At 68.5% G+C, this 25,642-nt stretch carries 25 protein-coding genes; 11 read left to right on the top strand and 14 right to left on the bottom strand.

Annotation, left to right across the window (positions count from 1 at the left end; genetic code table 11):
* The first annotated feature begins 9 nt into the window (after positions 1 to 9).
* Complete coding sequence (locus tag AC1DFU_RS03165; RefSeq protein ID WP_441592903.1) at positions 10 to 912, top strand: LysR family transcriptional regulator; 903 nt, start codon at positions 10 to 12, stop codon at positions 910 to 912.
* 17 nt (positions 913 to 929) lie between these two features.
* On the opposite strand, the gene AC1DFU_RS03160 is transcribed toward AC1DFU_RS03165, so the two are convergent.
* The 3 genes from AC1DFU_RS03160 to AC1DFU_RS03150 are packed head-to-tail and all read right to left on the bottom strand — an operon-like array spanning position 930 to position 5,645.
* Positions 930 to 2,090, bottom strand: coding sequence for an acyl-CoA dehydrogenase family protein (locus tag AC1DFU_RS03160; protein WP_441592902.1), 1,161 nt, complete (start codon positions 2,088 to 2,090; stop codon positions 930 to 932).
* A gap of 33 nt (positions 2,091 to 2,123) precedes the next feature.
* Positions 2,124 to 4,262, bottom strand: a complete 2,139-nt coding sequence (locus tag AC1DFU_RS03155) for an acetate--CoA ligase family protein (RefSeq protein WP_092297217.1) — start codon at positions 4,260 to 4,262, stop codon at positions 2,124 to 2,126.
* 27 nt (positions 4,263 to 4,289) lie between these two features.
* The gene (locus AC1DFU_RS03150; RefSeq protein ID WP_441592901.1) at positions 4,290 to 5,645 is read right to left on the bottom strand and encodes an MmgE/PrpD family protein; all 1,356 of its coding nucleotides are present in this window, start codon (positions 5,643 to 5,645) and stop codon (positions 4,290 to 4,292) included.
* 386 nt (positions 5,646 to 6,031) lie between these two features.
* Here AC1DFU_RS03150 and AC1DFU_RS03145 point away from each other — a divergent pair, with 386 nt between their 5' ends.
* Both AC1DFU_RS03145 and AC1DFU_RS03140 read left to right on the top strand, forming a co-directional pair.
* Positions 6,032 to 6,943, top strand: coding sequence for a LysR family transcriptional regulator (locus AC1DFU_RS03145; RefSeq protein WP_092297444.1), 912 nt, complete (start codon positions 6,032 to 6,034; stop codon positions 6,941 to 6,943).
* 134 nt (positions 6,944 to 7,077) lie between these two features.
* Positions 7,078 to 8,046, top strand: a complete 969-nt coding sequence (locus AC1DFU_RS03140) for a Bug family tripartite tricarboxylate transporter substrate binding protein (protein ID WP_441592900.1) — start codon at positions 7,078 to 7,080, stop codon at positions 8,044 to 8,046.
* A 9-nt stretch (positions 8,047 to 8,055) separates the two neighbouring features.
* Here the strand turns inward: AC1DFU_RS03140 and alaC are convergent, their stop codons facing one another.
* From alaC to AC1DFU_RS03120, 4 genes are all read right to left on the bottom strand, one after another.
* Positions 8,056 to 9,270 carry an alanine transaminase gene (alaC, locus tag AC1DFU_RS03135; RefSeq protein ID WP_092297207.1) on the bottom strand — a complete coding sequence of 405 codons (1,215 nt, stop codon included), beginning with the start codon at positions 9,268 to 9,270 and terminating at the stop codon, positions 8,056 to 8,058.
* A 117-nt stretch (positions 9,271 to 9,387) separates the two neighbouring features.
* Positions 9,388 to 9,777, bottom strand: a complete 390-nt coding sequence (locus AC1DFU_RS03130; protein ID WP_092297204.1) for a hypothetical protein — start codon at positions 9,775 to 9,777, stop codon at positions 9,388 to 9,390.
* A gap of 69 nt (positions 9,778 to 9,846) precedes the next feature.
* Positions 9,847 to 10,659: a siderophore-interacting protein gene (locus tag AC1DFU_RS03125; RefSeq protein ID WP_092297201.1), complete on the bottom strand. Its 813-nt coding sequence runs from the start codon at positions 10,657 to 10,659 to the stop codon at positions 9,847 to 9,849.
* A 20-nt stretch (positions 10,660 to 10,679) separates the two neighbouring features.
* The gene (locus AC1DFU_RS03120; protein ID WP_092297198.1) at positions 10,680 to 11,369 is read right to left on the bottom strand and encodes a PadR family transcriptional regulator; all 690 of its coding nucleotides are present in this window, start codon (positions 11,367 to 11,369) and stop codon (positions 10,680 to 10,682) included.
* A gap of 133 nt (positions 11,370 to 11,502) precedes the next feature.
* Here AC1DFU_RS03120 and AC1DFU_RS03115 point away from each other — a divergent pair, with 133 nt between their 5' ends.
* Together AC1DFU_RS03115 and AC1DFU_RS03110 are read left to right on the top strand one after the other, a co-directional pair.
* On the top strand, positions 11,503 to 12,231 hold the full coding sequence (locus AC1DFU_RS03115; protein WP_441592899.1) for an SDR family oxidoreductase: 729 nt from the start codon (positions 11,503 to 11,505) through the stop codon (positions 12,229 to 12,231).
* Between the two features lie 51 nt (positions 12,232 to 12,282).
* Complete coding sequence (locus AC1DFU_RS03110; protein WP_092297192.1) at positions 12,283 to 12,876, top strand: 2-hydroxychromene-2-carboxylate isomerase; 594 nt, start codon at positions 12,283 to 12,285, stop codon at positions 12,874 to 12,876.
* Between the two features lie 21 nt (positions 12,877 to 12,897).
* On the opposite strand, the gene AC1DFU_RS03105 is transcribed toward AC1DFU_RS03110, so the two are convergent.
* From AC1DFU_RS03105 to AC1DFU_RS03090, 4 genes are all read right to left on the bottom strand, one after another.
* Complete coding sequence (locus AC1DFU_RS03105; RefSeq protein WP_092297189.1) at positions 12,898 to 14,445, bottom strand: methyl-accepting chemotaxis protein; 1,548 nt, start codon at positions 14,443 to 14,445, stop codon at positions 12,898 to 12,900.
* A gap of 120 nt (positions 14,446 to 14,565) precedes the next feature.
* The gene (locus AC1DFU_RS03100; protein WP_441592898.1) at positions 14,566 to 15,072 is read right to left on the bottom strand and encodes a DUF6644 family protein; all 507 of its coding nucleotides are present in this window, start codon (positions 15,070 to 15,072) and stop codon (positions 14,566 to 14,568) included.
* A 6-nt stretch (positions 15,073 to 15,078) separates the two neighbouring features.
* Complete coding sequence (locus AC1DFU_RS03095) at positions 15,079 to 15,450, bottom strand: DUF6152 family protein (protein ID WP_441592897.1); 372 nt, start codon at positions 15,448 to 15,450, stop codon at positions 15,079 to 15,081.
* A 43-nt stretch (positions 15,451 to 15,493) separates the two neighbouring features.
* Complete coding sequence (locus tag AC1DFU_RS03090; RefSeq protein ID WP_441592896.1) at positions 15,494 to 16,846, bottom strand: tetratricopeptide repeat protein; 1,353 nt, start codon at positions 16,844 to 16,846, stop codon at positions 15,494 to 15,496.
* Between the two features lie 106 nt (positions 16,847 to 16,952).
* On the opposite strand from AC1DFU_RS03090, the gene AC1DFU_RS03085 reads away from it, so the two are divergent.
* Positions 16,953 to 18,101 carry a DSD1 family PLP-dependent enzyme gene (locus tag AC1DFU_RS03085; protein WP_441592895.1) on the top strand — a complete coding sequence of 383 codons (1,149 nt, stop codon included), beginning with the start codon at positions 16,953 to 16,955 and terminating at the stop codon, positions 18,099 to 18,101.
* Positions 18,102 to 18,110: 9 nt separating this feature from the next.
* Here the strand turns inward: AC1DFU_RS03085 and AC1DFU_RS03080 are convergent, their stop codons facing one another.
* Complete coding sequence (locus AC1DFU_RS03080) at positions 18,111 to 18,596, bottom strand: hypothetical protein (RefSeq protein ID WP_092297174.1); 486 nt, start codon at positions 18,594 to 18,596, stop codon at positions 18,111 to 18,113.
* Between the two features lie 453 nt (positions 18,597 to 19,049).
* On the opposite strand from AC1DFU_RS03080, the gene AC1DFU_RS03075 reads away from it, so the two are divergent.
* The 5 genes from AC1DFU_RS03075 (at position 19,050) to AC1DFU_RS03055 (ending at position 24,348) form a co-directional block, all read left to right on the top strand.
* Positions 19,050 to 19,265, top strand: coding sequence for a hypothetical protein (locus AC1DFU_RS03075; RefSeq protein WP_255370894.1), 216 nt, complete (start codon positions 19,050 to 19,052; stop codon positions 19,263 to 19,265).
* A gap of 53 nt (positions 19,266 to 19,318) precedes the next feature.
* On the top strand, positions 19,319 to 21,469 hold the full coding sequence (locus AC1DFU_RS03070) for a phosphocholine-specific phospholipase C (protein WP_441592894.1): 2,151 nt from the start codon (positions 19,319 to 19,321) through the stop codon (positions 21,467 to 21,469).
* Between the two features lie 116 nt (positions 21,470 to 21,585).
* Positions 21,586 to 22,500 (top strand): LysR substrate-binding domain-containing protein, encoded by a 915-nt coding sequence (locus AC1DFU_RS03065; RefSeq protein ID WP_092297168.1) that lies wholly within the window; start codon positions 21,586 to 21,588, stop codon positions 22,498 to 22,500.
* A 73-nt stretch (positions 22,501 to 22,573) separates the two neighbouring features.
* Positions 22,574 to 23,605, top strand: a complete 1,032-nt coding sequence (locus tag AC1DFU_RS03060; protein ID WP_441592893.1) for a M14 family zinc carboxypeptidase — start codon at positions 22,574 to 22,576, stop codon at positions 23,603 to 23,605.
* On the top strand, positions 23,602 to 24,348 hold the full coding sequence (locus tag AC1DFU_RS03055) for an alpha/beta fold hydrolase (RefSeq protein WP_441592892.1): 747 nt from the start codon (positions 23,602 to 23,604) through the stop codon (positions 24,346 to 24,348). Before AC1DFU_RS03060 ends, AC1DFU_RS03055 begins: the two co-directional genes overlap by 4 nt.
* A gap of 119 nt (positions 24,349 to 24,467) precedes the next feature.
* Here AC1DFU_RS03055 and AC1DFU_RS03050 read toward each other — a convergent pair whose 3' ends face one another.
* Positions 24,468 to 25,070 (bottom strand): TetR/AcrR family transcriptional regulator, encoded by a 603-nt coding sequence (locus tag AC1DFU_RS03050; protein WP_092297160.1) that lies wholly within the window; start codon positions 25,068 to 25,070, stop codon positions 24,468 to 24,470.
* Between the two features lie 138 nt (positions 25,071 to 25,208).
* Positions 25,209 to 25,559: a hypothetical protein gene (locus tag AC1DFU_RS03045; RefSeq protein ID WP_092297157.1), complete on the bottom strand. Its 351-nt coding sequence runs from the start codon at positions 25,557 to 25,559 to the stop codon at positions 25,209 to 25,211.
* Positions 25,560 to 25,642: the final 83 nt, after the last annotated feature.

Raw genomic sequence — 25,642 nt, 5'->3', positions numbered from 1 at the left:
TTTCGAATCATGGACTTTCGCCAACTCCGATATTTCGTGGCCGTCGCCGAGGCGTTGAGCTTCAGTGAAGCCGCCCGCAAGCTGCATGTGAGCCAGCCGCCACTCAGCATCCAGATCAAGGCTTTGGAGGAGGAATTGGGCAGTGCGCTGCTCGAACGCTCCCGCCATCACGTGGCGCTGACGCCCGCCGGGGCGCTGTTCCTGGACAAGGCCCGCGATGCGCTGGCCACGCTGGATCAGGCGCGCGAGGTGGTGAAGCAGGTGGCATCGGGCGATGCCGGGGAGATTCGGGTGGGATTCACGGCATCCGTGCCGATGCATGACGTCTTTCCGCGCGCCGTGCATCAGTTCCGCGAGGCACACCGCAACGCCACCCTCCAGTTGGTGCATATGTCGACCGGGCAGCAACTGCAGCAGCTTGAGCAGGGCGAGATCGATATCGGCTTCCTGCGGCCGTCGCCACAGTTTCGGCCACCGGCCAGCATCACGGTGCGGGAGGTGCTGGCAGACCGCCTCGTGGCCGTACTGCCGGTCAGCCATGCGCTGGCGCGCGAAGGGAGCGATGACCGGGATGGCGCGGCAGGTATCGACATCGCCGAGCTATCCGCCGAGCGCTTCCTGCTATTCCCGCGCGGGCTGGGCTGCGGGCTGTTCGACCATGTGACCACGCTGTGCAACCGGGCCGGCTACGCGCCCAACGTCGCGCAGGAGGCGCGCGAGGCCACGACCATCATCGGGCTGGTGGCCAGCGGCGCCGGGGTGTCGGTGCTGCCCGAGATCTACGCGCGCACCGGCATTCCCGGCGTGGCCTACCTGCCGCTGGCCGGCCCGGACGCCGGCAGCCGGGTCCTGATGGCCCACCGCGCCGGCGCCCTGTCGCCAATCATGGCGCGGTTTATCGGCTATTTCTGATCGAACGGACGAAGCGATCAGGCCCGTGCCTTCTCGGGCCGCTGCGAGAACGTCCGCTCGAACACCGATTCGGCGATGCGGTTCTTGAGGATCTCGATCGACCCGCCGGCGATCATCCAGCCGCGGCAGCGGCGCTGGCAGTACTCCACCAGCGCTTCCTGGCTGTAGCCCATGCCGCCCATCACCTGGATGGCCTCATTGGCGATGTCGAAGCCAGCCTGGTTGCAGAACGCCTTGGCAATCGCGGTTTCCTCGGCGGACGGGATGCCGCTGTCGGCATTGGCGGCGGCACGGTAGAGCAGCAGCTGGCCGGCGTCGAGCTTCATCTTCATCTCGGCGAACTTCCATTGCAGGCCCTGGAACTCGCACAGCAGGCGTCCGAACTGCTTGCGCTGCATGGCCCACTGGCGCGCTTCCTCGTAGGCATAGCGGCCCAGCGCCAGCGAGCGCGCCGTGTTCCCCATCCGCTCCACGTTGAAGCCGGCAATCTGCTTCTTGAAGCCGCCCTCGCCCAGCAGCACGTCCTCGGGCGCCACGTACACATCGTCGAAATAGATCTGTGCCCACTCCTCGCCCGACATGAACTTCGAGCGCTGGCCGATGCGTACGCCCTGCGCCTTGGTGTCGATCAGCACCGAGCCGATGCCGCCCACGCCCGGGCCGAAGCGCACGTAGGCCAGGATCACGTCCGCATGGGGGCCGTGTGTGGTGAAGACCTTGCTGCCGTTGATGCGGAAGCCCGCGCCGTCCGGCGTGGCGCTCGTCTTCAGCTCGGTCACGGCGGAGCCGGCCTCCGGCTCGGTCATGCCCACCGAAATCAGCGCGCTACCTTCCAGCAGCGGGGCCAGCCACTTGGCCTTCTGCGCCGCCGAGCCGTACTCGGCCAGCACGCGGATCGCGCCGAAGTTGCCGGCCTGGATCACGTCGGCACTGCGCGGGCAGTGCGCCGCCACGGCCTGGATGGCGATGATGGCGTCCATCAGCGTGCCACCCTGCCCGCCGTCGGCCTCGGCAATGGTGATGCCGAGCAGGCCCTGCGCGGCCATCTTCTTCGCCACGTCCCAGGGGTAGGCATCGGTATGGGCGCGCTGGTGGGCGCCGGGGCGCAGTTCCTTCTCGGCGAAGCGGCTGACGGCGTCCTGAAACTCCTGCTGTTCCGGGGTGAGGGTGAAGTTCATGTTGAGTCTCCGAATTTTAGAAATTTGTGATGATTACGACGCATCTGGCGTGGCGCTGAGCCGCAGCACGCAGTCGACACCGACCACGCCCTCGGCGCGCACGAACAAGGGGTTGATCTCGGCTTCGTCGATGCGCACGCCCTGCACCACTGCCAGCCGCGAGAAATCGACGATGGCGCGCGCCAGCGCATCCACATCGCCGCGGGGCAGGCCCCGGAAGCCACGGATCAGGCGTGTGGAACGCACCTCGCCGATCATGTCGCGGGCTTCTTCAAGGCTGACCGGCGCCGGCCGCAGGCTCACGTCCCGGTGCAATTCCGCCGTGATGCCGCCCGCGCTCAGCATGACCATCGGGCCGACCAGCGGGTCGTGCCGATAGCCGAGCATCAGTTCCAGCAGCCGGTGTTCCATGCGCTGGACCAGAATGCCGTCCAGCCGCGCGGCGGGGGCGCCCCGCCCGGCGTTGTCGACCAGCCGCGCCGCCGCGCGGGCCAGTTCCTCGTTGTCCCGCACGCCCACTTCCACGCCGCCGATTTCGGTCTTGTGCAGGATGTCGCGCGAGCAGATCTTGGCAACCACCGGGTACGGCACCGCGTGTTGCAGCGCGTTGGGCTGCACCAGCGCCATCGGGGCGATCGGCACGCCCAGTTCGCCAAACGCGGCGGCGGCTTCGAACTCGGACAGGTCGCCATGCGTCGGCAAGCTAGCGGGCCACGCCACGGGCTCGGGCGGCGTGCCAGCGTCCAGCGGCGTGCGTGCGGCGCGGAACAGGCAGGCCAGGGCGTCCGCGCAGGATTCGGGCGTGCGGAACGCCGGCACGCCGGCTTCCTGCAACAGCGTCAGCGACTGTCCGGCCTCCGGGGCCAGGAAGGCCAGCAGCGGCTTGCCCTGCACCGCGGAGGCCTCGACGATCGGCCGCACCGCGTACGCCGGGTGGAACTGCGCCGACGAACCCGCCACGCACAGCACCGCATCGCACCAGTCACTCTGGAGCATCTGCTCCACGAGGTCGCGGTACTGCGCCGGCGAGGCGGCCAGCGTCAGGTCGAGAATCGGCGTCTGGCGGATCTTCAGGCCCCGCGCGGCCATGTGTTCGATGAACGCCGTGGGCGGCGCCACGGCCTCCACATCGGCCAGGCCGAGCCGGTCCACCACCGTGGCCGCGCCGCCGCCCGTGGTGGTGACCACCGCGATACGCGGATTGCGGTCCAGCGGCGGGATGGCGCTGGCGTAGCGGCGCGCCAGCGGTGCGGCCTCGAACAGCGTCTCCAGCATCTCCACGCGCATCGCGCCGTGCTTGCGCAGGAAGGCATCCACGGCGGCGTCGTTGCCAGCCAGCGCGCCGGTGTGGGACTGCGCCAGCGCCTCGCCCTGCGCGGAGCGGCCCAGCTTGTAGACCAGCACCGGCTTGCCGGCGGCGCGGGCGCGGCGCAGGGCCGGGCCGAGCACGGCGGCGTCGCGGATAGTCTCCAGGAACAGCAGGATCACCTCGGTGGCGCTGTCATCGACCATCAGGTCGACCAGTTCGCCCACGCCGATGTCCGCCTCGTTGCCCACCGACACCAGCTTGGCGAAGCCCAGCCCGCGCGCCGCGCCGCGCGACAGCAGCGCGCCCAGCATCGACCCGCTCTGCGAAATCACGCTGATGCCGCCCGCGTGCAGGGTGTCGGTCTCCAGCACGGCGTTCACGGACAGGATGGCGCCGCTGTGCACGTCCACCACGCCGATGCTGTTCGGGCCGAGCAGCCGCACGCCCAGCTCCCGGGCGCGCAGTGCCAGCGCCTGCTGGGCGGCCATGCCGGCCTCGCCAAGTTCGGCAAAGCCATCGGAAAACACCGTCACCACGCTGGCGCCGCGCGCGGCGCATTGCTCCAGCACCTCGGGCACGTGGCGGCCCGGCACCATCACAAAGGCATGGTCGATGGTCTCCGGCAGCGCGGCCACGCTCGGGTAGGCGGGCAGGCCCATCACCTCGGTGCGGCCCGCGTTGATCGGGAAGATGCGGCCCGAATAGCCGTGCTTGCGCATGAAGCGCAGCGGCCGGGCGGTGTTCTTGCTCTCGTCGGCCGAGGCGCCCACCAGCGCCACGGCGGCTGGCGTGAACAGCGCCCGGGCCAGCGCGCTGCCGGTCACCGTCGCGTCCGGCGCCACGTGTTCGTCCACTCTCGTCATATCGGTATCTGTCTGTAGGGTTGCGGGTCAGCCGGCGCGCAGCTGGCCGAGGCCGAGCGCCCGCACCGGGCGGTCGCCGAGTTGCCAGAGCGCGTCGAGCAGGCGTGCGGCGGGGCCGGCGCCGATCACGGGCGCGCCGAGTTCCATGAATTTGTCGGTCAGCATGGCGTCGTCGAGCGGCGCCTCGGGGTCGCCCCGGCGGTACGGGGCGAAGTGGGTGTGCCGGCTCCCATCGGCCATCTCGATCTCCACGCGCGCGGCGCGCTGGCGCGGGAAGGCGGCGGTCAGATCGGCGTCGGCGGTCAGCGTGATGCGGGCCATCAGCGCGCGGATGGCGGGGTCGGCCATGCGCTGGGGCTGGAAGGCATCGAGCCGCACGGCGCCGTGCAAGAGCCCGTGCGCCACCACGTAGGGCAGGCTGAAGCGGGCCTCGAAGGCGGTGGTCGGCTGGAAATTGCCGGTGACGTCGAGCGCCACCTGGTAGGTCGCCACGCGTACGGCGGCGATGCGAGCCGGATCGAGCCCGTGGTCGCGCACGATCTGCATCGCGGCATCGATGGCGGCGAAGGTGTGGCCGCAGCAGCCGTGGTTCTTCTGGGTGATCCGCGTGATATTGAAGTCGGTGCCGAGGCCGGCGGTAACGTCGCGCCAGTCGGGCTTGCCGCACAGCGCGGCGCCAAAACCGGCGTCGCCCTCAAGGATGTCGTGCACGCCGTTCACACCATGCGCGGCGGCCTGGGCTGCCTGCACGCCCACCTGCGCGGCGTGGCCGGCGTGGAGCGCCTTGGTCATGGCATCGGAGCGGAACGCCTGCTGGAGGCCGGAGGCGAACGTCGTGGCGGTGGCCATGGCGTCGGCGGCCACGCGTGCATCGCCCGGCGCCGCCAGCAGCGCGCCGGCCGCCGCCGCGCCCAGGCAACCCACCGTGCCGGTGGTGTGGAAGTAGCGATAGTGCGCCGGCTGGATCGCGGCGCCGATGCGCGTGGAGACCTCGTAGCCGGCGATCACGGCGCGCAGGAAATCGGTGCCGCTGGCGTCGGCCTGCTCGGCCAGGGCCAGCGCCGCCGCGATGGTCGGGCAGCCCGGGTGATAGACGGCATCGCGGAAAATGTCGTCGAATTCGGCCGCGTGGGACGCGCTGCCATTGATCCACGCCGCCAGCGCCGGAAACGCCGTGGTGGCGTGGCCGACCACCGTGGACGCGCCCACGCCCAGTTCCGCGCTGTGGGCCCGCACCAGCGGCTGCCCCGGCGCCATCGGTACGCCAGCCAGCAGCGCGGCGAACCAGTCGATGACCGCGCGGCGTGCGTGATGCAGCACCGGAGCGGGCAGCTCCGCCGTGGCGGCACGGCTCACGTAGGCGGCGAATTCGTCTATCAGCATGTGTTGTCTCCTTGTTCCGGGGCGCCTTTCTCCCCTCTCCCTCTGGGAGAGGGGTCGGGGGAGAGGGACGGCGTATCGTCGATGCGATACCGCGCATTCCGCTCCTGCCMTCTCCCCCGGCCCCTCTCCCGCAAGCGGGAGAGGGGAGAAAAGCGGGGCGCCTCAATGCCTCACATGGTAGGGACGCCGCCGGCGCGAGCTTTGACATTTGGAGAACGCTCCCGCGCCGCGCCGTGTATTCCGGGGTATGCGGGGCCGGTGCATACTCCGCAGGCGCGCCGTGCGCCGATGCCGTGCGATTCCGGGAAAACCCGCATCGCCAGATCCGCCGCCCGGCCGCGCGCCCCGGAACCCTTTCCGTCTGGAGAACGCCCGCGCCCATGGACATGGATATCCCCTCGCTCGCCATCCTGATCGCCGCCGTCGAGGAAAAAAGCCTCTCGCGCGCCGCGGAGCGCGAGAACCTCGTCACTTCCGCCGCCAGCAAGCGCATTGCCGAACTGGAGCGCCGCGCCGGCACCGCCCTGCTGCGCCGCCATGGCCGGGGCGTGGAGCCCACGCCGGCCGGCGCCATGCTCTACCAGCGCGCCAAGGCCATCGTGCGGAGCGTGCAGCTCGCGCAGGATGCGCTGGCGGCCTACTCCACCGACGGCATCGCCAAGATCCGCCTGGCCTCCAACCGTTCCACAGTGCTCCAGTTCCTGCCGACCGACATCAGCGGCTATCTCAAGCACGACCCGGAGGCGCGCATCGACCTGGTGGAGTCCTTCAGCATGGATATTCCGCGCATGGTCTCCAATGGCGACGTGGACATCGGCATCTATCACGCGCGCAGCCCCAGCCCCGGCGTGTACTCGCTGCCGTACCGCAAGGACCGTGTGGGGCTGGTGGTGCCGCGCGGGCATCCGCTGGAGGCCAAGGGCGCGCTGCTGCTGGAAGAGGCGCTCGACTACGACTTTCTCGGCTACTTCCCCCGGCATACCTTCGATGCCTTCCTGACGCTGGTGTCCGGCACCATCTCCCGGCCGCTGACCGTGAAGACGCAGGTGTCGAACTTCGAGGCGCGCTGCCGCATGGTGCGCGAGGGGCTCGGGATCGCCGTGGTGCCCGAGGGCATCGCCCGAAACTATCTGGCGATGATGGGCCTGTCCCTGCTGACGCTGAACGATGCCTGGGCGGTGCGGGATTTCTACGTGTGCGTGCGCGACAAGGACTGCCTGCCGGCGGGCGTGGGACGGCTGCTGGAATACCTGAGCCGGTGCGCGGCGATGGAGCAGCACTTCCAGAAACCGAGGTAGGGGGCATTCCCCCGGGCGGCCCAATCAGGGTTTTCCGCCATGCGCGCAAAGAACGCTGCGTTGCTCTTTTTTCAAAGCTGGCGGCTGGCGGCTTCCTAACATGGCTGACATAACGACACGATTCGGAGACAGCCATGAACAAGATCCTGCGGCGCACGGCCGCCGGCCTGCTGCTGTGCTGCGCCGCCACGGCGGGCGCCCAGCAACCCTACCCGTCCAAGCCGGTGCGCATGGTGGTGGCCTTCACCGCCGGCGGCACCACTGACATCCTGGCGCGCGAAGTCGCCCAGCAGCTTGGCCAGACGCTCGGCCAGAGCGTGGTGGTGGAGAACCGGCCCGGCGCCGGCGGCAATATCGGCACGGACTACGTCGGCCGCAGCGACCCGGACGGCTACACGCTGCTGGCCACCTCGGTCGGCCCGGTGGCGATCAATCCCACGCTGTACAGCAAGCTCAAGGTCAATCCGCAGACCGACCTCGCCGCCGTGGCGCCCATCGCGGACGTGCCGAATGTGCTCGTGGTCAGCCCCACGCTGCCGGTGAAGACCGTGCAGGAACTGGTGGCCTACGCCAAGGCCCACCCCAACACCCTGAATTTCAGTTCGACGGGGGTGGGTACGGCGGCGCACCTCTCTGGCGTGCTGTTCAACGAACGCACTGGCGTGAAGACCACTCACGTGCCTTACAAAGGCGCCGATGCCCTGAACGACCTGCTGGCCGGCCGCGTGCAGTTCATGTTCGCGACGATTCCGTCGGTGATCTCGCACATCCGCGGCGGCGCGCTGCGTCCGCTGGCGGTGACCTCGCGCAAGCGCTCCGCCGCCCTGCCGGAGATCCCGACCATGGCCGAAGCCGGCGTGCCGAACCTGGTCACCGGTGCGTGGTTCGGGCTGTTCGCCCCCAAGGGCACCCCGAAGGCCATCGTCGCCACGCTCAACAAGGCGGTCAACGATGCACTGAACAAGCCGGAAGTGCGCACGAAGATGTCCCAGCAAGGCGCCGAGGCCATGCAACTGGCCCCGGAAGCCTTCGGCAAATTCGTGCTGGCGGAATACGAACAGTGGAAGCCCGTGGTGATCCAGTCGGGGGCGCGGATCGATTGATTGGCGGGGCTACCCCCCCACCCCAACCAACCCATCCGCCCGGAACATCGACTTGATGCCCCTCACCGCCTGGCGGATGCGGGATTCATTCTCGATCAGGGCGAAGCGGACGTATTCGTCGCCGTAGTCGCCGAAGCCGATGCCCGGCGATACCGATACCTTGGCCTTTGCCAGCAGTTGCTTGGCGAACTCGAGGGAGCCCAGCGCGCGGTAGGGTTCGGGGATGCGGGCCCAGATGTACATCGACGCCTTGGGGATCTCCACCGGCCAGCCGGCTTCGATCAGGCCCTTGGCCAGCACGTCGCGGCGGGACTGGTATTGGGCGGCGATGTCCTTCACGCATTGCTGGTCGCCCTCCAGCGCGGCAATTGCCGCCACCTGGAGCGGCGTGAAGGTGCCGTAGTCGTGGTAACTCTTGATGCGCGTCAAGGCGGCCACGAGGTCCGGGTTGCCGACCATGAAGCCAATACGCCATCCCGCCATGTTGTAGCTCTTGGACAGCGTGAAGAACTCCACCGCGATGTCCTTGGCCCCCGGCACCTGCATGATCGACGGGGCCTTCCAGCCGTCGAACACGATGTCGGCGTAGGCCAGGTCGTGGACCACGAAGATGTCGTGCTTGCGCGCCAGCGCGATCACCCGCTCGAAGAAGTCCAGCTCCACGCAGGCCGCCGTCGGGTTCGACGGGAAGCCCAGCACGATCATCTTGGGCTTGGGATAACTGCCCCGGATGGCGCGTTCCAGTTCGGCGAAGAAGTCGATGCCGGGCGACAGCGGCACCGAGCGGATGTCGGCGCCGGCGATCACCGCGCCGTAGATGTGGATCGGGTAGCTCGGGTCCGGCACCAGCACGGTGTCGCCCCGGTCCAGCGTGGCCAGCATCAGGTGGGCGAGGCCCTCCTTCGAGCCGATGGTGACGATCGCCTCCTTGTCCGGATCGATCTCCACGTCATAGCGCTCGCGGTACCAGTGCGAGATGGCGCGGCGCAGCCGGGGGATGCCCTTCGAGGCCGAATAGCCATGCGTGTCCGGCCGCTGCGCGGCATCCACGAGCTTGGCCACGATATGAGGCGGCGTGGCGCCATCGGGGTTGCCCATGCTCATGTCGACGATGTCCTCGCCACGGCGGCGGGCGGCCATCTTGAGCTCGGCGGTGATGTTGAAGACGTACGGGGGAAGGCGATCGATGCGCGCAAAGCGGCGCTTGCCGGAATCGGCAGTCATGGCGGGAGTCCTTTACGTAAGCGCCCGGAACCGTCCGAGCGACGTCGGCGGCCGTTGTCTCGGCCACCGGGAATCGATCTTATCCAGCCTTGCCCGTTTGCACAACGGGCTTTTTTACTACAGCAGCCCGCCGGGCACCTTGGTGGGACGATCCGCCGGCAGGTGCCGGACGATGCAGTCGAGCGCGGCGGCGTTGGCCTTGTCGCCACCCATGGCGCCGGCGATGGAACTCCGGTACTGCGGCACGCTGATGCGCTGGTAGTAGAGCCGCGAGGTCTGGTCGAGCCAGAACACGTAGTCGCTGTCGCTGTCGTCGCCGCCGCTGCGCAGCCACTCGCCCAGCGGGTGCGAGCCGAGGCGCGTATTGGCGCATGCCTTCTGCACCGTATCGAGATAGGTGTTGAAGCCCTTGGCTTCGACATTGCGCACGGCGTCTGGGGCGCAGGCGGCCACGGTCATCGACACCACAGCAGCAATCGACAGCAAGGTTGGGCGCTTCAGCGGCATGGCACATCCCGGGCGGTTGGCATGCCGCCAGTGTAGGCGAGGCCCGCCGCCCGGCCAAACCCGACCCGCTTAATCGTCGAGCGTCTCGTGCACCGCCGCGTTGCCACGCTTCCAGTAGGCCGATGCGCGGATGCGGGCCTTGTCCACGCCGCGCTCGCCCACCAGATGTTGGCGCACGGCGCGCATCGCGGCGCCCTCGCCGGCCGCCCAGACATAGCCCTCGCCATCCGGCAGGTCCACCGATTGCAGCGCCGGCGCCAGCAGACTACCTTCGGGCTGGTCTTCCCGATGGAGCCAAAGCACCTGCGCGCGCGGCCCCACGGCGAGCGGGATCTGCGCCTTGGCGCTGGGCACCTCGGCCACCACGATCACCTGGGCATCGGGCCCCAGTTCCTCCACGCGGCGGGCGATGGCCGGCAGCGCCGTGTCATCGCCGATCAGCAGGTGCCAGTCGAATTCAGTCGGAATCACGAACGAGCCGCGCGGGCCGCCCACGCCCAGATACTGCCCCGGCCGGGCCTGCGCCGCCCATGTGGAAGCGGGGCCATCGCCATGGAGCACGAATTCGATGTCCAGCTCGCGCGCCACGGGGTCGTAGCGGCGCGGCGTATAGTCGCGCGCCTGCGGGCGCGGCTGGCCTTCGGGGAACACGATGCCGTCCGGGCCCACCACCGGCAGCACCGGGCGCTCGGCGCCGGGCGCGGGGAAGAACACCTTGATATGGTCGTCGAAGGAGCTGGAGGTGAAATCGGCCAGATCGTCGCCACCGAGCGTCACGCGCAGCAGTTGCGGGGACAGCAGTTGGGTGCGCAGCACCTGGAGCAGGCGCATCTTGAGCGGATGGCGCACGCGCTGGACCGTCAGGTCACGGGAAATCGTCATGGAATACCTTGTATTAGGGTTCAGGGCTGGCCGGCTTCGATCTCGTCGGCGGCGCGGGCCAGGATGGCGGCGATGCGGCGCTGTTCGTCGGCGGAGGCCTCGCTGCGCTGGGTCAGCGCGCGCTTGATGCGCAGGCGCGCCTCGACGAACTCGGGCAGCCAGCCGCCCTGCTCCGGCTCGCGCTGGGGCTCGCCGCTCATGGCGCGGCGCATGAAGTCCATCTTGCGCGCCACGTGGCGCAGCCGGGCGACCATGTGCTCGAGCCGCTCGCGGTTCTCGGCCAGATAGGCGCGGCCCGCATCGGCCAGTTCATAGCGCTTCTTGTTGCCTTCGGTGATGACCGTGGCGTAGCCGAGGTCTTCGAGGAAGGTCAGCGCGGGATAGACCACGCCCGGGCTCGGCTTGTAGAAGCCCCCGGTGCGCGCCTCCAGCGCCTTGATCAGCTCGTAGCCGTGCGACGGCTTTTCCTCGAGCAGCGACAGCAGCAGCAATTGCAGGTCTTCCGCGCTGAACTTGCGGCCCCGGCGCCAGCTATCGCCATCGAAACCATCGCCGCCCTCAAAATCCGGGCCGCCGCCCTGGGACCAGAAACCGCCGCCCCGGCGGGACATGGCGTGCTTGCCGAAGCGGTGGCCGCAGCCGTCGTGGGCGCGGTGATGATGGTGGTCACCGAAGGGAGAACCGAAGGGAAATCCAAAGAGATGTCGCATGCTGCACTCCGTTGCCTGGGTACGAATATATCGTACGACGTATCGTAAGATATATATCGTACGATATAAAGTCAAGCCCAAAGCGATTCTGCCTTTGCTGTCACAATGCGACGCAAACCACGGAGGAGACGCGATGCCTGACAAGAAAGCCATCCTGGTAGTCGGTGCCGGAGACGCCACAGGGGGGGCCATTGCCCGCCGCTTTGCGCGCGAGGGCTATATCGCCTGCGTGACCCGGCGCAGCGCGGACAAGCTCGCGCCACTGGTGGACCAGATCCGCGCCGAAGGCGGCGAGGCCCACGCATTCGGCTGCGACGCCCGCAAGGAAGAAGACACCGTGGCGTTGATCGAACGCATCGAGCGCGACATCGCCCCGCTGGAAGTGGCCGTGTTCAACATCGGCGCCAACGTCAACTTCCCGATCCTGGAGACCACCTCGCGCGTCTACTTCAAGGTGTGGGAGATGGCCTGCTTCGGCGGCTTCCTGATGGGCCGCGAGGCCGCGCGGGCGATGCTGCCGCGCCAGCGGGGCTCGATCTTCTTCACCGGCGCCACGGCCAGCGTGCGCGGGCGCGATGGGATGTCCGCGTTCGCCGGCGCCAAGCACGCGTTGCGGGCGCTGGCGCAGAGCATGGCGCGCGAACTGGGGCCGCAGGGCATTCACGTGGCGCACCTGATCGTCGATGCCGCCATCGACACCGCCTTTATCCGCGAGACCTTTCCAGACCGCTACGCGGCCAAGGCGCGCGACGGCATCGTCAATCCCGACCACATCGCCGATACCTACTGGATGCTGCACCAGCAGCCGCGCGATGCCTGGACCCACGAGCTGGACATCCGCCCGTGGATCGAGCACTGGTAGCCCCACCCCGCCGCCCCGGACAACCGTCACAAACTACAACGGAGACATGCGATGACCAAGCAGGTGGAGTTCTTCTTCGACTTCGGTAGCCCCTATTCCTACCTGGCGTACAAGGAACTGCCGCGCGTGGCGGCCCGCACCGGTGCCACCATCGTCTGGCGCCCGATGCTGCTGGGCGGCGTGTTCAAGGCGACCGGCAACCACAGCCCGGCCGACATCCCGCTCAAGTCGCAATGGTCGAAGACGGATACCGAGCACTGGGCGCGCCGCTACGACGTGCCGTTCCGCCACAACCCCCATTTCCCGATCAACACGCTGGCGCTGATGCGCGGCGCCATCGGCTACCAGCGCCAGGGCCCGGACGCCTTCGCGCGCTACGTGGACGCGATCTTCCGTGCGATGTGGGAGGACGGCCGCAACCTCAACGATCCGCAGGAGATCGGAAAAGTGCTGGTCGATGCAGGGATGGATCCCCGGCAGGCGCTGGCCATGCTCGATGACCCCGAAGTCAAGGCCGAACTCAAGCGGGTGACGGAGGAAGCCGTGGCGCGCGGCATTTTCGGCGCGCCCAGCTTTATCGTCGATGGGGAGCTGTTCTGGGGCAACGACCGCCTGCTGTTCGTCGAAGAACGGCTGGCGGCGTAATGCCTGCTAATTAATACAGTTTCAAGCCGCCAGACGGAACACCGTCACGGCCGCCGCCAGCTGGTTGGCCTGCGCTTCGAGCGAGTCGGCCGCCGCGGCGGCCTGCTCCACGAGTGCGGCGTTCTGCTGGTTGACCTGCTCCATCTGGGACACCGCCTCGCTGACCTGCGTGATGCCGCTGGACTGCTCCTGCGACGCCGCCGAGATCTCGTTGACGGTGGCCGCCAGCCGCTGCACCGCGCCGACGATCTCGCCGATGGTGTTGCCGGCCTGCTCCACCTGGGTGCTGCCGGCGTCCACGCGTTCCACCGACGAATCGATCAGCGCCTTGATTTCCTTGGCGGCGCCGGCGCTGCGCTGCGCCAGCGCGCGCACCTCGCCCGCCACCACGGCAAAGCCCCGGCCCTGCTCGCCCGCGCGCGCCGCTTCCACGGCGGCATTCAGCGCGAGGATGTTGGTCTGGAAGGCAATGCCGTCGATCACGCCGATGATGTCGACGATCTTCTGCGAACTCGTGTTGATGTCGCTCATGGTCTGCACCACGCCGCGCACCACGTCGCCGCCGCGCTGGGCGAGGTCCGCCGCGTCGCGCGCCAGCGCGCTGGCCCGGGTGGCGCTCTCCGCGTTATTGCCCACGGTGGAGGTCAGTTCCTCCATGCTGGCGGCGGTCTGCTCCAGCGCCGACGACTGTTCCTCGGTGCGCGAGGACAGGTCGGTATTTCCCGCCGCGATCTCGCGCGCGCCGGTGGTCACGGCATCGGAACCCGCGCGCACCTTGCGCACGGTCTCGGTCAGGCCGGCACGCATGCGGGCGAGCGCGTCCAGCAGTTGCCCAATCTCGTTGCGGCCAGCCGGCGGCACGGTCATGGTCAGGTCGCCATCGGCCACGCGCATGATCAGTTGGCAGGCGGCGTTGAGCGGCGCCACCACCAGCCGGCGCAGCGCTACGTGCACCGCCACGATCAGCAACACCGACGCCACCAGGCCAATCCCCACCAGCACCAGCACGCGCTGGAAGCGGTTGCGGCCCGTAGCCACGGCCTCGTCGTTATGCTGTTCGGCGAATTTCTGGAAGCGCTCCACGCCGGCCGAGTACTTCCCGCCGGAAGCGGTGATGTCCTTGTCGTTGATCGCCGCGTAGGCCGCCGGATCATTGTTGCGCAGTGCCTCGAGCGCGCGCTGGACGGCATCCATATGGGCACGGCCGGCGCCGATGATCTCGTCGCGCGCGCCGGCTTCCAGGCCCTCGATGGGCGCGGCCTTCTCGAAGGCGTTCAGCTCATCGGCGGATTTGCGCATCGACTTCTCGGCGCTGGCGATGGCGTCGGCGTTCACCGCGCCGGACTCCTTGGCGGAGCTGTACGCGCGGGTCAGGGCCGAGCGCGCGCGCGTCATGTCCTTATAGGCGTCGTTGATCAGCAGCGCGCGCGTGGCCACCACGTGAATGCGCTCGGAAGCGCCGCTTGCTGCACGTAGCTCGGTCACGCCCAGCGCGGCGCCAAACAGGATCATCAGTCCGAAGACCACCAGGGTGGCCAGCAGGCCATGGCGAATACTGAGGTTATTCATGGGGCAGGTTGTTCGTTGGATCGATGGAGTACCGATCAGGCTTAACGACCCACCCCCTTAAACCTTGAGCGACGCCTGCACGCCATTTGCGTTACATCAAATTGCGAGGTTGCAAACCGCTCAGACGTAGGCGATCAGCCGGCCCGCGCAGATCACCAGCCCCCAGGTCAGCAGCGACACCATGGCACAGGCGCGCGCCCCCGTGGGCGGCGGCCGGCCGATGTCCCAACTCGCGCCGGCGGGCGCGGCATGCAACTGCCGGTAAGGCCCCTGATGGAACCAGAGCGCGTTGGCCAGCCCGAGCCCGATCAGCACGATCTTGATCAGGAAGGCGCGATTGACGATCAGTTCATCGGCATGCGCCAGGAACAGCAGCGCCCCGCTGGCCACCACGGCGAGAAAGCCCGCCACCGAGGCCGGCAGCGCATGGCGCAGCAGCGTGGTGACCGGCAACTGGCGCCCCAGCCCGGCCAGCCGCAGGTCCACCACGACGATGGACCCGAACAGCAGCGCCATGCCGGCCAGATGCACGATCTCGATGATCGGATACGCCCAGGACGACGCCCGCAGCGCCACCGAGAGCGGCCACGCGGCGAGCGTGGCGCCCCACTCGCCAAGTGCCTCCATCGGCACTCAGCGCAGTTCCACGGTCTGGCCGCCGTCGAGCGTGATGCGCTCCACGCGCATCTCGTCGGCCTTTTCCTTGCTCTGGTAGCCGACCATGGTCACCTGCTTGCCCACGGCCACCTTCTCCTGCGTGGCGCCCCGCGACTCCATGCGCGACACCGGCGCCAGCACGGCGAACCAGCGCTTGCCCTCCGCATCCACGCGGATCGTGGCGTGCGGGTTCTCGTAGTGGCTCTCCACCACCTTGCCGGTCACGGTCAGCGGCTTGGTCTGGTCATAGGTGGACCAGCCATGATGGGCGATGGCCGGCAGGCTGGCCATCGCGAGCAGGACGGCGGCGAGGCGCAGGGGCTTCGAGCGGAACGTCGGTAGATGCATGGTGACCTCCAGGGTGACTACGGGTAGATACAGGGTGGATGGATCAGTGCAGCGTCGAACTGGCTGCCTGCGCCTGCGACGTCCGCCGTGCGCGGCCGGCCAGCGCAGCGAGGCTCGGGTTCATCGGCTTCAGCGCGGCACGCTCGGCCACCAGCGCGGCGGCGAGGTTGGCGTGGCGGCCGCGCAGGGCCGCTTCGATCAGGGTCAGCGCGAAGACGTCGCGCTGGGCATGGCTGCCGCCGAAGCGATGGGTGAGAATGCGCACCGGCATCAGCAGCGTCACCGTGGCGGCATAGTCGCCGCGCGCGAAGGCGATCATCGCGTCGGCCACGGGCAGGCCCACGTCGCGCGACATCATCGCATTGGTGCCCTGCCCGATCGCCGCGCCCGCCATGGCCGCGCGGATCTCGGCCACGGCGTCTTCGCGGCCCGCGCCCAGGCACGCCATGATGGCGTGCACATCGTTGAAGGCGTAGTAGCCGGCGGCGCCGCGCGTGTACCAGTCGTCGGCCAGCGCGGCCCAGCGCGCGCCCGCGTCCACACCGCGCAGGTGCAGGCGCCACAGCAGCGCGGCACCATCGACCAGATCGAGCGCAATGGCCGGCGCGGGCCGGTTGAGGTGCGCGTCGTAGAGCGCCAGTACCTCGTCGTAGCGCTCCTGCTCGAGCAGGAACAGGGCCAGATGCCACCAGTTATGTACCGCCAGCATGTTGTCTTCGGACCAGTCCGATACGCGCGTGTGCAGCCAGGCCGCGCCATCGTCCAGCCGGCCCTGCATCTCCATCACATGCGCCACGGCGTGGATCGCCCACGGATCGCGCGGGTTCAGCGCCACCGCCTCGCGGCCACGCGCCTCGGCGTCTTCATAGCGATTGGATTCCTCGAGCCCGAAGGCATGCATGCCGAGCAGGTAGCCGTAGCCGGGCACATCCTTATCCCAGTGGGGCAGTACCTGCGCGATGCGGTCGCGCAGCATCGACGACTGGCCGAGCAGGAAATCGCCCAGATGAGCCACCTGCACGGCGAGGATGTCGCGCGGATAGTCGATGGCGATGTCGCCGTAGGCCTGCACCGACTCGGCGAACCGCCCATCCAGCCAGGCGCGCGCGGCGGCCAGATGGCGGCGCTCGCGCGGGTTGGCGCGGTCGCCCAATGCCTCGCCTGCCTCCACGCTCTCGCGCAGCAGCGGCACGGCGGTGCCGTCGCCCGAGGTCACCATCAGCGCGGCGCGCAGCGCGTGGCCCATGGCGAAGTCGGGGTGTTCGGCCAGGGCGGCATCGACCGCCGCGAGTGGATCGCCGTAGTAGCCATGCAGAAGCGCCAGCCCGGTCTCGTAGTGCGCGAGCGCTTCGGGATGATCAGATGTGACCTCCAGGCCTCTTGCATCATGTGCCATGGCGCCCTCCCGGTTTGGGTCCGCATCGGCGCGGACTTCCTCATCGTAGTGGAATCGCGCGTGCTACGCTTCCGCTCCGGCCCCATTCATCACATCTTCGCTGCTCATGCCCCTGCCTTTCGATTTGCCGCCCGCCGCCACCCCTGGCCAGTCCGTCGATGCCATCGACACACCGTCCCTGATCGTCGACCTCGACCCCTTCACGCGCAACGTGGCGCGGATGCAGGACGCCGCCGACCGCGCCGGCGTGAAGCTGCGCCCGCACGCCAAGGCGCACAAGTGCCCCGAGATTGCGCTGGCGCAGATCGCGCGCGGCGCGGTGGGCATCTGCTGCCAGAAGGTCAGCGAGGCCGTGCCCTTCGTGGCGGCCGGCGTGACGGACATCCATATCAGTAACGAGATTGCGTCGCCGGCCAAGGCGGCGCTGCTGGCCGAGTTGGCCCGCCATGCGCGCCTCAGCGTGTGTGTGGACGATGCATCACAAATTGACGTCCTGGCGGTAGCCACCGTAGCCGCCGGCACACAGCTCGATGTCTTCATCGAGATCGATGTCGGCCAGGGCCGCTGCGGCGTGGCCGATGCCCCGGCGGCCATCGCGCTGGCGGAAAGAATCGCCGCCCAGCCCCGCCTGTCCCTGCGCGGTTTGCAGGCGTACCACGGCGGTATCCAGCATCTGCGCGACTGGGCGGCCCGCCGCAACGCCGCCGCGCAAGCTGCCGAACGCACCGGCGCCGTGCTGGCGAAGCTGGCGGCAGCGGGCGTGCAGTGCGAGGTGGTAACGGGGGGCGGCAGCGGCAGCGTGGAGTTCGACCTCGGCAGCGGCGTCTACACCGAGATCCAGCCGGGCTCGTACGTGTTCATGGATGCCGACTACGGCAGCAACGCCTATCCCGGTGCGCTGCGCTTCGAACACAGCCTGTTTATCGCCACGACGGTGATGAGCGTGGCCGCCGGCGACCGCGTCATCCTCGATGCAGGGCTGAAGTCGATGGCGGTGGATTCGGGGTTGCCGTGGATCTGGGCCGATGGCGCGGCGTCCGAGGCGCTGGAGTACGTGGCGGCGAACGACGAGCATGGCATCGTCAAACCCCGCCAGGCGGGCAACGTCGCCGCCCTGCCGGCGCTGGGCAGCCGCGTGCTGCTGGTGCCGGGTCATTGCGACCCGACCCTCAATCTCTACGATGCACTGGTGACGGTGCGCGGCGGCGTGGTGGAAGCGGTGTGGCCGGTGGCCGCGCGCGGCCTCAGTCGCTGAGGGGGTGAGCTAGGCGAGCTGGGCGGCCAGCTCGTTGAGATCGGCCGTGGTCCATTCGCGGCCGGTCCACGCCTCGAAGCGCAGTTCGGACAGCGGAATCTCGGTCAGCGTGCCGATCCAGTCGGTGGGCGCCGCGCCGCAGCGCAGGCCGGCGGCGACCATCGCCATGGCATCGGGCACTTCGATATCGGCCACGCGCGTGACCGTCGGCCACGGCAGCAGGCGCGAGTCATTGGCGGCGATGCCAAACCGGTAGAGCCCAAAGCGCGCATGCAGGGCAGCCCGCGAGAGCGCGTGACGCGCCTCGCTCAGGCCATCGTCCTGGGTGGCGGATGGATCCCATTGCTGATTGCGCGAAAACCAGAGGATGTCGTGCTCGCCCGGACGCGCGGGACGGCCGTGGGCCATCGCGGGCCGCAGCCGTCCCGACCGCGCAATTGCGGCCAGTGGCGTACCCACGGTGTAATGCCAGACGTAACGTGATTCGGTGTTCATGTACCGCTCCTGCAAGCCCTTCCGCATTGCAGAATGGGGGCGGAAAGCCTTGCTAACAAGCAAGGTCATGCCACGTTGCAAGTGCAACAAAAATGCGTTTGTGGGGGGGCTATCCAATGTGCCGGTCCTGCAGCCCGGTCTGGGCAAGGATCTTCCCGAGTCCGGCAGTCTGACAGGTAAACGGGATTCGGGGGCAAATTGGAGGAAACCTTCCAAACACCATAGCACAGGACTTGGTGCGACGCAGCAACTGACGCCGTCAAATGTGCGTCAGGCGCCCTTTGGGGCCAAATCCGCGAATGTCCGTATCAGGATTCTTGGGGCATATGTCACCGCCGGGACAAGGCGGGACCGTACGCTGCGAAGCGCATCGCGAGCCACGCGAAACGACGCGAGCAACGCATAGGGCGCTTGACGGCCCCCGTCCCTCCCCACCGCAAGAGAATCCAGACCATGCACGACATCCGCACCCTTGCACGCCTTGCCCACGTGCGGCCACCCAAAGCCCCGCGCCCCCTGGCCGGGCTGGCCGCCGCCCTGCTGCTCTGCGCGGCGCTGACCGCCTGTGGCGGCGACGACACCCCGCCCACCCCCGGACAACCGGGCGGCGGCACCCCGACCCAGCCGGGCGAGCCCACGGTCAAGCCCCAGATGAAGTGCGCGCCCTGAAGCGCCGCGATCCCACCTCCTCGAATCCAGAACCGCTCAGGGCAGAACTCGACATGAACTCCAGCAGCCGACGCAATTTTCTCAAGATGGCAGGCGGCAGTGCCGCCGCAACCGCCGCGCTCGCCGCGTTTCCGCCGGCTATTCGCCGCGCACTGGCCATTCCGGCCAACAACGTCAACAAGTCGATCCAGGACGTGCAGTACGTGGTGATCCTGATGCAGGAAAACCGCTCGTTCGACAACTACTTCGGCACCTTCAAGGGCGTGCGGGGCTTCGGTGACCGCTTCCCGATCCCGCTGCCGGGCGGCCGCAACGTCTTCCAGCAGACCTACGCCAGCGGCAACACCAACCGCGTGGTGCTGCCGTACCACCTGGACAGCACCGCCGGCAACGCCCAGCGCGTGAGCGGCACCCCGCACAGCCAGCCGGACGGCCAGGCCGCCTGGGACCTGGGCCGCATGAGCGCCTGGCCGACCTCCAAGCAGCGCCAGTCGATGGGTTACTACAAGCAGAAGGAGGTGGAATTCCAGTTCGCGCTGGCCGACGCCTTCACGCTGTGCGATGCCTACCACTGCAGCTTCCACGGCGGCACCAACACCAACCGCCTGTTCCACTGGACCGGCACCAACGACCCGTTCGGCCAGAAGGGCGGCCCGGTGATCGACAACAGCGGCGACTCGCTCGACGCCACCGGCATCAACTACACCTGGACGACCTACCCGGAACGCCTGCAGACCGCCGGCGTGACCTGGAAGGTCTACCAGAACATGCCGGACAACTTCACCGACAACCCGCTGGCCGGCTTCGCCCAGTACCGCGCCGCCAACGCCGCGCTCGGCAACGCGGCCAACGGTGCGCCCTACCCGGCCTACACGGCGGCCAACGACACCGTGAACCCGCTGTTCAAAGGCATCGCCAACACCATGCCGGACGGCGGCTTCCTGCAGTCGCTGCGCGACGACATCGCCGCCGGCACGCTGCCGCAGGTATCGTGGATCGTGGCACCGGCCACGTACTCGGAGCACCCGGGGCCGTCGAGCCCGGTCCAGGGCGCCTGGTACACCCAGGAGGTGCTCAACGCGCTGACGGCCAACCCGGACATCTGGAGCAAGACCGTCCTGCTGATCAATTTCGACGAAAACGACGGTTTCTTCGACCACGTGCCGCCGCCCTGCGCGCCGGCGCTGGATGCGGCGGGCAAGCCCGTCGGCGCTACCACGATGGACGCCGCCACCGAGTACTACAGCGTGGACAAGACCCCGTTCGGCCCCGGTCCGCGCGTGCCGATGTACGTGGTGTCGCCGTGGAGCCGTGGCGGCTGGGTCAACTCGCAGGCGTTCGACCACACCTCGGTGCTGCGCTTCCTCGAGCAGCGATTCGGCGTGCAGGAGACCAACATCAGCCCCTATCGCCGCGCGGTGATGGGCGACATGATGACTGCGTTCGACTTCATCAACCCGAACGGCACCACGTCGATCTCCTTCACGGGCCTCGACAAGACCGGCGCGGACGCCCAGCGCACCCAGCAGGAAGCGCTGGCGCAGATTCCCACCCCGACCGTGGCGGCGCAGACCATGCCGACGCAGGCCAGCGGCACGCGGCCCTCGCGCGCGCTGCCGTACACGCTGCACACCAGCGGGCTGGAAGATCCGGTCAACCGCGCCATGGTCCTCAAGTTCCGCAATGACGGCACGCAGGCCGCAGTGTTCCATGTGTACGATCGCCTGCACCTGGGCAGCGTGCCGCGCCGCTATGCGGTGGAGGCGGGCAAGGGCATCGACGCCACCTGGGATGTCTACGCCACCGACAGCGGCCGCTATGACCTCTGGGTACTGGGCCCGAATGGCTACCATCGCGCCTTTATCGGCGACGTGAGCGCCCAGAAGGAAGCCGGCGGCGGCGCCGCGCCGGAGATCCGCGTGTGCTACGAGGAATCCGACGAGCCCAAGGTCTGGCTGACGCTGATCAACCGCGGCACGACGGCCTGTACGTTCACGGTGGTGCCCAACGCCTACCGCACGGACGGCCCGTGGACCTTCGAGCTGCCCGCCGGCAAGGAACTCGACCAGCCCTTCCCGGTGAAGTCGCAGGGCAACTGGTATGACTTCACGGTGACCACCCAGCAGGGCGGCTTCTCGCGCCGCTTTGCCGGCCGCCTGGAGAACGGCACCCACACGGTGTCCGATCCGGCGATGGGGAGCTAAACCCGCGTCCGGCGTTCTCCCCTCTCCCTTTGGGGAGGGGGGAACGCCGTCATACTCACCACTGTCACATTGCCGGGCTAGGCTCGCGGGTTCGTCCTGAACTCGATGGGAGCCCCATGCTTGGCGATCTGCTGATGACGTTCTATGAAGTGGCGCGACAAGGCAGCATCACGAGCGCGGCCCGGCAGCTGCGCCTCAGCCAGCCCACCGTCACCGGCCGCATCCGCCAGCTGGAAGTGCTCTACGGCGTGGAACTGTTCCACCGCCGCGCCAGCCGGCTCGACCTCAGCGACGTCGGCGTGGCCCTCATGCCGCTGGCCGAGCAGATGATGCAGCAGGAGGGCGAGGCCGATTTCCTGCTCCGCAACGCCGGCAACCTGCGGCTGGGCAGCCTGCGGATTGGCGCCACTGGCCCCTATTACATCCTGCGCAGCGTGGCCGCGTTCCGGGAGCGCTACCCGGCCGTGGCGATCAGCATCGAGATCGGCAATTCCCGGCAGATGCTCGACGCGCTGTTCGAATACCGGATCGATGCCGCGGTGTCGTCGCACGCGGTGGACGACGACCGGCTCTCCCGCGTCATGCTCGCCGCCGACCCGATGGTGCTGGTCGCCCATCCGCTCCACCCGCTGGCGCGCCGTCCGCGTGTGGAGGTGGCCGAACTGGCCACCTGCCACCTGATCGTGCGCGAACAAGGGTCGATGACCCGCGAGGCCACCGAGGCCGCGCTGGGCGCGGTGGGCATCGACCTCCCGCCCCATACCGTGATCGGCAGCCGCGAAGCCATCTGCGAGGCGATCCGGCACAACCTCGGTGCCAGCGTGATGCCCGTGGGCGAGGTCCCGCGCGACCCCGCGCTCTGCGTGGTGCCCTTCGCCAGCCAGGCGCCGGTCATCCACGAATATCTCTACAGCCTCAAGATTCGCAGCGGGACACGGCTGGTGCGCGCGCTGCTGGATTGCCTGGTCCTGCCGGGCAGCGCGGCGCAACGGCATTGCGAGGTTCTGCAACCTGCACCTATATTGAACTGAGTTGACCTGAGTTGACTGAGTTGACCTGAGCCTCAYGCCCCCACCGCACCGCCCCCAAGGACCCCCTCCGCCGATGACCGACCCGGGCCGCCCCAGCTTTCCCGAGTACGACCAGCTGCTGACGCTGCTGGAATTGGGCGCCCCGTGGTTCCGGTCGCGCGTGGCGTGCGAGGTAACCGTGGACGGCCGCTCATTTGGGGTCCATGTGGCGGCGCTGGGCACGGACGCGCCCGACGCGCCGGCCATCGGCATCTTCGGCGGCATTCACGGGCTCGAGCGCATCGGCACTCAGTTGGTGCTGGACTACATGCGCTCGCTGCTGTGCCGCCTGCAATGGGACGAACTGCTCCACCGCGAGCTACAGGACGTGAAGCTGGTCTTCATGCCGATCGTCAACCCCGGCGGCATGTACGCGGCCACGCGCGCCAATCCCCGGGGTGTGGACCTGATGCGCAACGCGCCGCAGAACGCCGATGCGCGCGTGCCCTTCCTGGCCGGCGGGCAGCGCCTCGGCGCCTGGCTGCCGTGGTATCGCGGCCGCGCCGGCGCGCCGATGGAGCCCGAGGCCGCCGCGCTGCTGCGCGTGGTGGAGGACGAACTGCTGGGCCGGCCCCTCAGTTTCGCGGTGGATTGCCATTCCGGCTATGGCTGGCGCGACAGCATCTGGTTCCCCTACGCGCGCACCCACGCGCCGATGGCGCACCTGCCCGAGATGTACCTGCTCAAGACCATGTTCGAGCAGGCCCACCCGCACCACGGCTACGCCTTCGAACCCCAGAGCCATCAGTACCTGCTGCACGGCGACCTGTGGGACTACGCCTACGACCGCGCGCCGGCGGGCACGTTGTTCCTGCCGATGACGCTGGAGCTGGGCTCGTGGCTGTGGATCAAGAAGAATCCCCGCCAGCTTTTCTCGCGCGCGGGCATTTTCAATCCCATCAAGGCTCACCGCACGGCGCGCGTGCTGCGCCGGCACGTGAGCCTGTTCGACTTCCTCGGCCGCACCGCCTTCGCCCCGGAGCGATGGCTGCCCCAGGGCGACCATCGACAGCAGTTGCTGGCGCAGGCAAGCGCGCACTGGCAAGACCGGAAACCGGCACCATGAACCCGTGGATCTTCCTGCGCGGCCTCACCCGCGAATCGCGGCACTGGGGCGACCTGCCGGCGCTATGGACCGCTCGCGGCCTGGGCCACCCGTCCCTGATCGACCTGCCCGGCAACGGCACCGCCCGCCACGCGATGGTGCCCGTCGACGTGCGCGGCATCATGGAAGCCGTACGCGCCACGGCCCGCGCCGGCGGGGTGGCCGCGCCATGCCGCATCCTGGCGATGTCGCTCGGCGCCATGGTCGCCACCGAATGGGCGCAACGCTACCCCGGGGAAGTGGCCGGACTGGTGCTGATCAACACCAGCATGCGCCCCTTCAGCACCATGCCGCAGCGCCTGCGCCCCCAGAACTGGGCCGCGCTCATCGGCATGGCCAACCACTGGCAGGACCGCGCCCGCTGCGAGCGCACGGTCCACCGGCTGACCTGCGAACGGATGGACACCCGCGACGCCGACCTGGCGGAGTGGGTCACCATCGGCCAATCCGCCCCGGTCATCCGCGCGGCGGCCCTCCGCCAACTGCTGGCCGCCGCCCGCTACCGGGCAACCCCCTCCGCCCCGCCCTGCCCCACGCTGATCCTCTCCTCGGACGCCGACCGTCTGGTCAACCCGATCTGCTCGACCCGCATCGCGGCGGCCTGGCAGGCGCAGCACCTCCGCCACCCGTGGGCGGGACATGACCTGCCGCATGACGATGGGGGGTGGTTGTGCGCGATGGTCGAGAAGAACGGTCCTCTTTGATCTGCTGCCGGGACACGGCGTCGAGGCGCGTTGCCTGTTCGGGTGCAATTCCCAGTTCGAGAAACAAAAACCGCCGGAGGCCTTGCGGCCATCCGGCGGTTTTTTATGCAGCGACTACGTCAGGCGCAGGTCTTGCCGAGCAGTGCGGCGGCGCGTTTGTTGCACAGGGCGCCGAGCAGGGTTTCGGCGGCGGCTTCGAGGCGCTCCTGCGTGCCGAACAGGCGTGCGGCGATCAGGCCGCTTTGGAGCGCGCCATACAGTACTTGCGCGAGCATTTCGGGCGGCACGGGGTACAAGGTCTCGCGCTGCTCCTGGCCACGTTCGAGCAGCTTGGCGAGCCAGGCCTCGTTGATGTGATAGAAATCCTTGAGCACCTTGTGCACGGGCTCGGGCAGGGACAGCACCTCGGTGGAGAGCATGCCGGCCAGGCAGATCTGGTCAGATCCGCAGGTGGCGCGCAGCGGCTCCAGGTACTGGCGGGCCTGTTCCAGCACCGGCAGTTCGGGGTCGATATTGCGCAGGCGCTCGACGATGCGCGCGCTGTATTCCTTCACCGCTTCCAGGACGAGGTCGTCCTTGGACGGAAAGTAGTAGTGGATGCTGGAGGTCTTGACCCCCACCAGCTCGGCCAGATCGCGGTAACTGAAGCCATTGAAACCACGGCGGCGAATCAGTACCAGCGTGTGTTCGAGCAGCTGCTCACGGACGGGTTGGGTTTTCATGGGGCAAAGTTTATCTACACGCAGATAGATACTCAACCGGGATTACCCCGATGTCAACGTCAGGAAGGCCGGCACCCTTTTGGGGCGCCGGCCGGTACCGCTTGCCGCGATCCGCGGCGGGGCGATGGTAGAAATGGTTTAAGCGGTTTCGACAGCCGAATCATCCGCGCGGCCCGGTTCGGCGGAGACGCCGGTGCGGTCGCGGCCGGCCACGGTGTGGGTGCCGTCGGTGTACGGGTCGAACTTGCCGGCGCGGGCGCCATCGGAGAACGGGCTGCGCTGATCATTCACGCGGGCGCCGTCCACGAACGGGTTGCGGGGGCGATGTACGTCGCGGGCACCGTCGCTGTACGGGCTGCGTGCGTCGTTCACGCGGTAGCCGTAACCGTAGGCTTCACCGGTCTGGTTGCTGGCGGGAGCGGCCTGGGCAGCGCCCGTGACGAAGGCGGCGGCGAGAGCGGCGGCACTGAGGATGGTCTTGGCGTTCATGGTGAAGCTCCTTGTATTGGCTGCGTTTGCCGGGGCTACCTTCCGATGCTATCTACCACTAGATAGATGTTTTGGCTCTGGAA

Source organism: Cupriavidus sp. 10L45 (assembly GCF_056395225.1).
The sequence above is the reverse complement of the archived record's forward strand: the minus strand, read 5'-3'. Positions and strand labels throughout refer to the sequence as shown.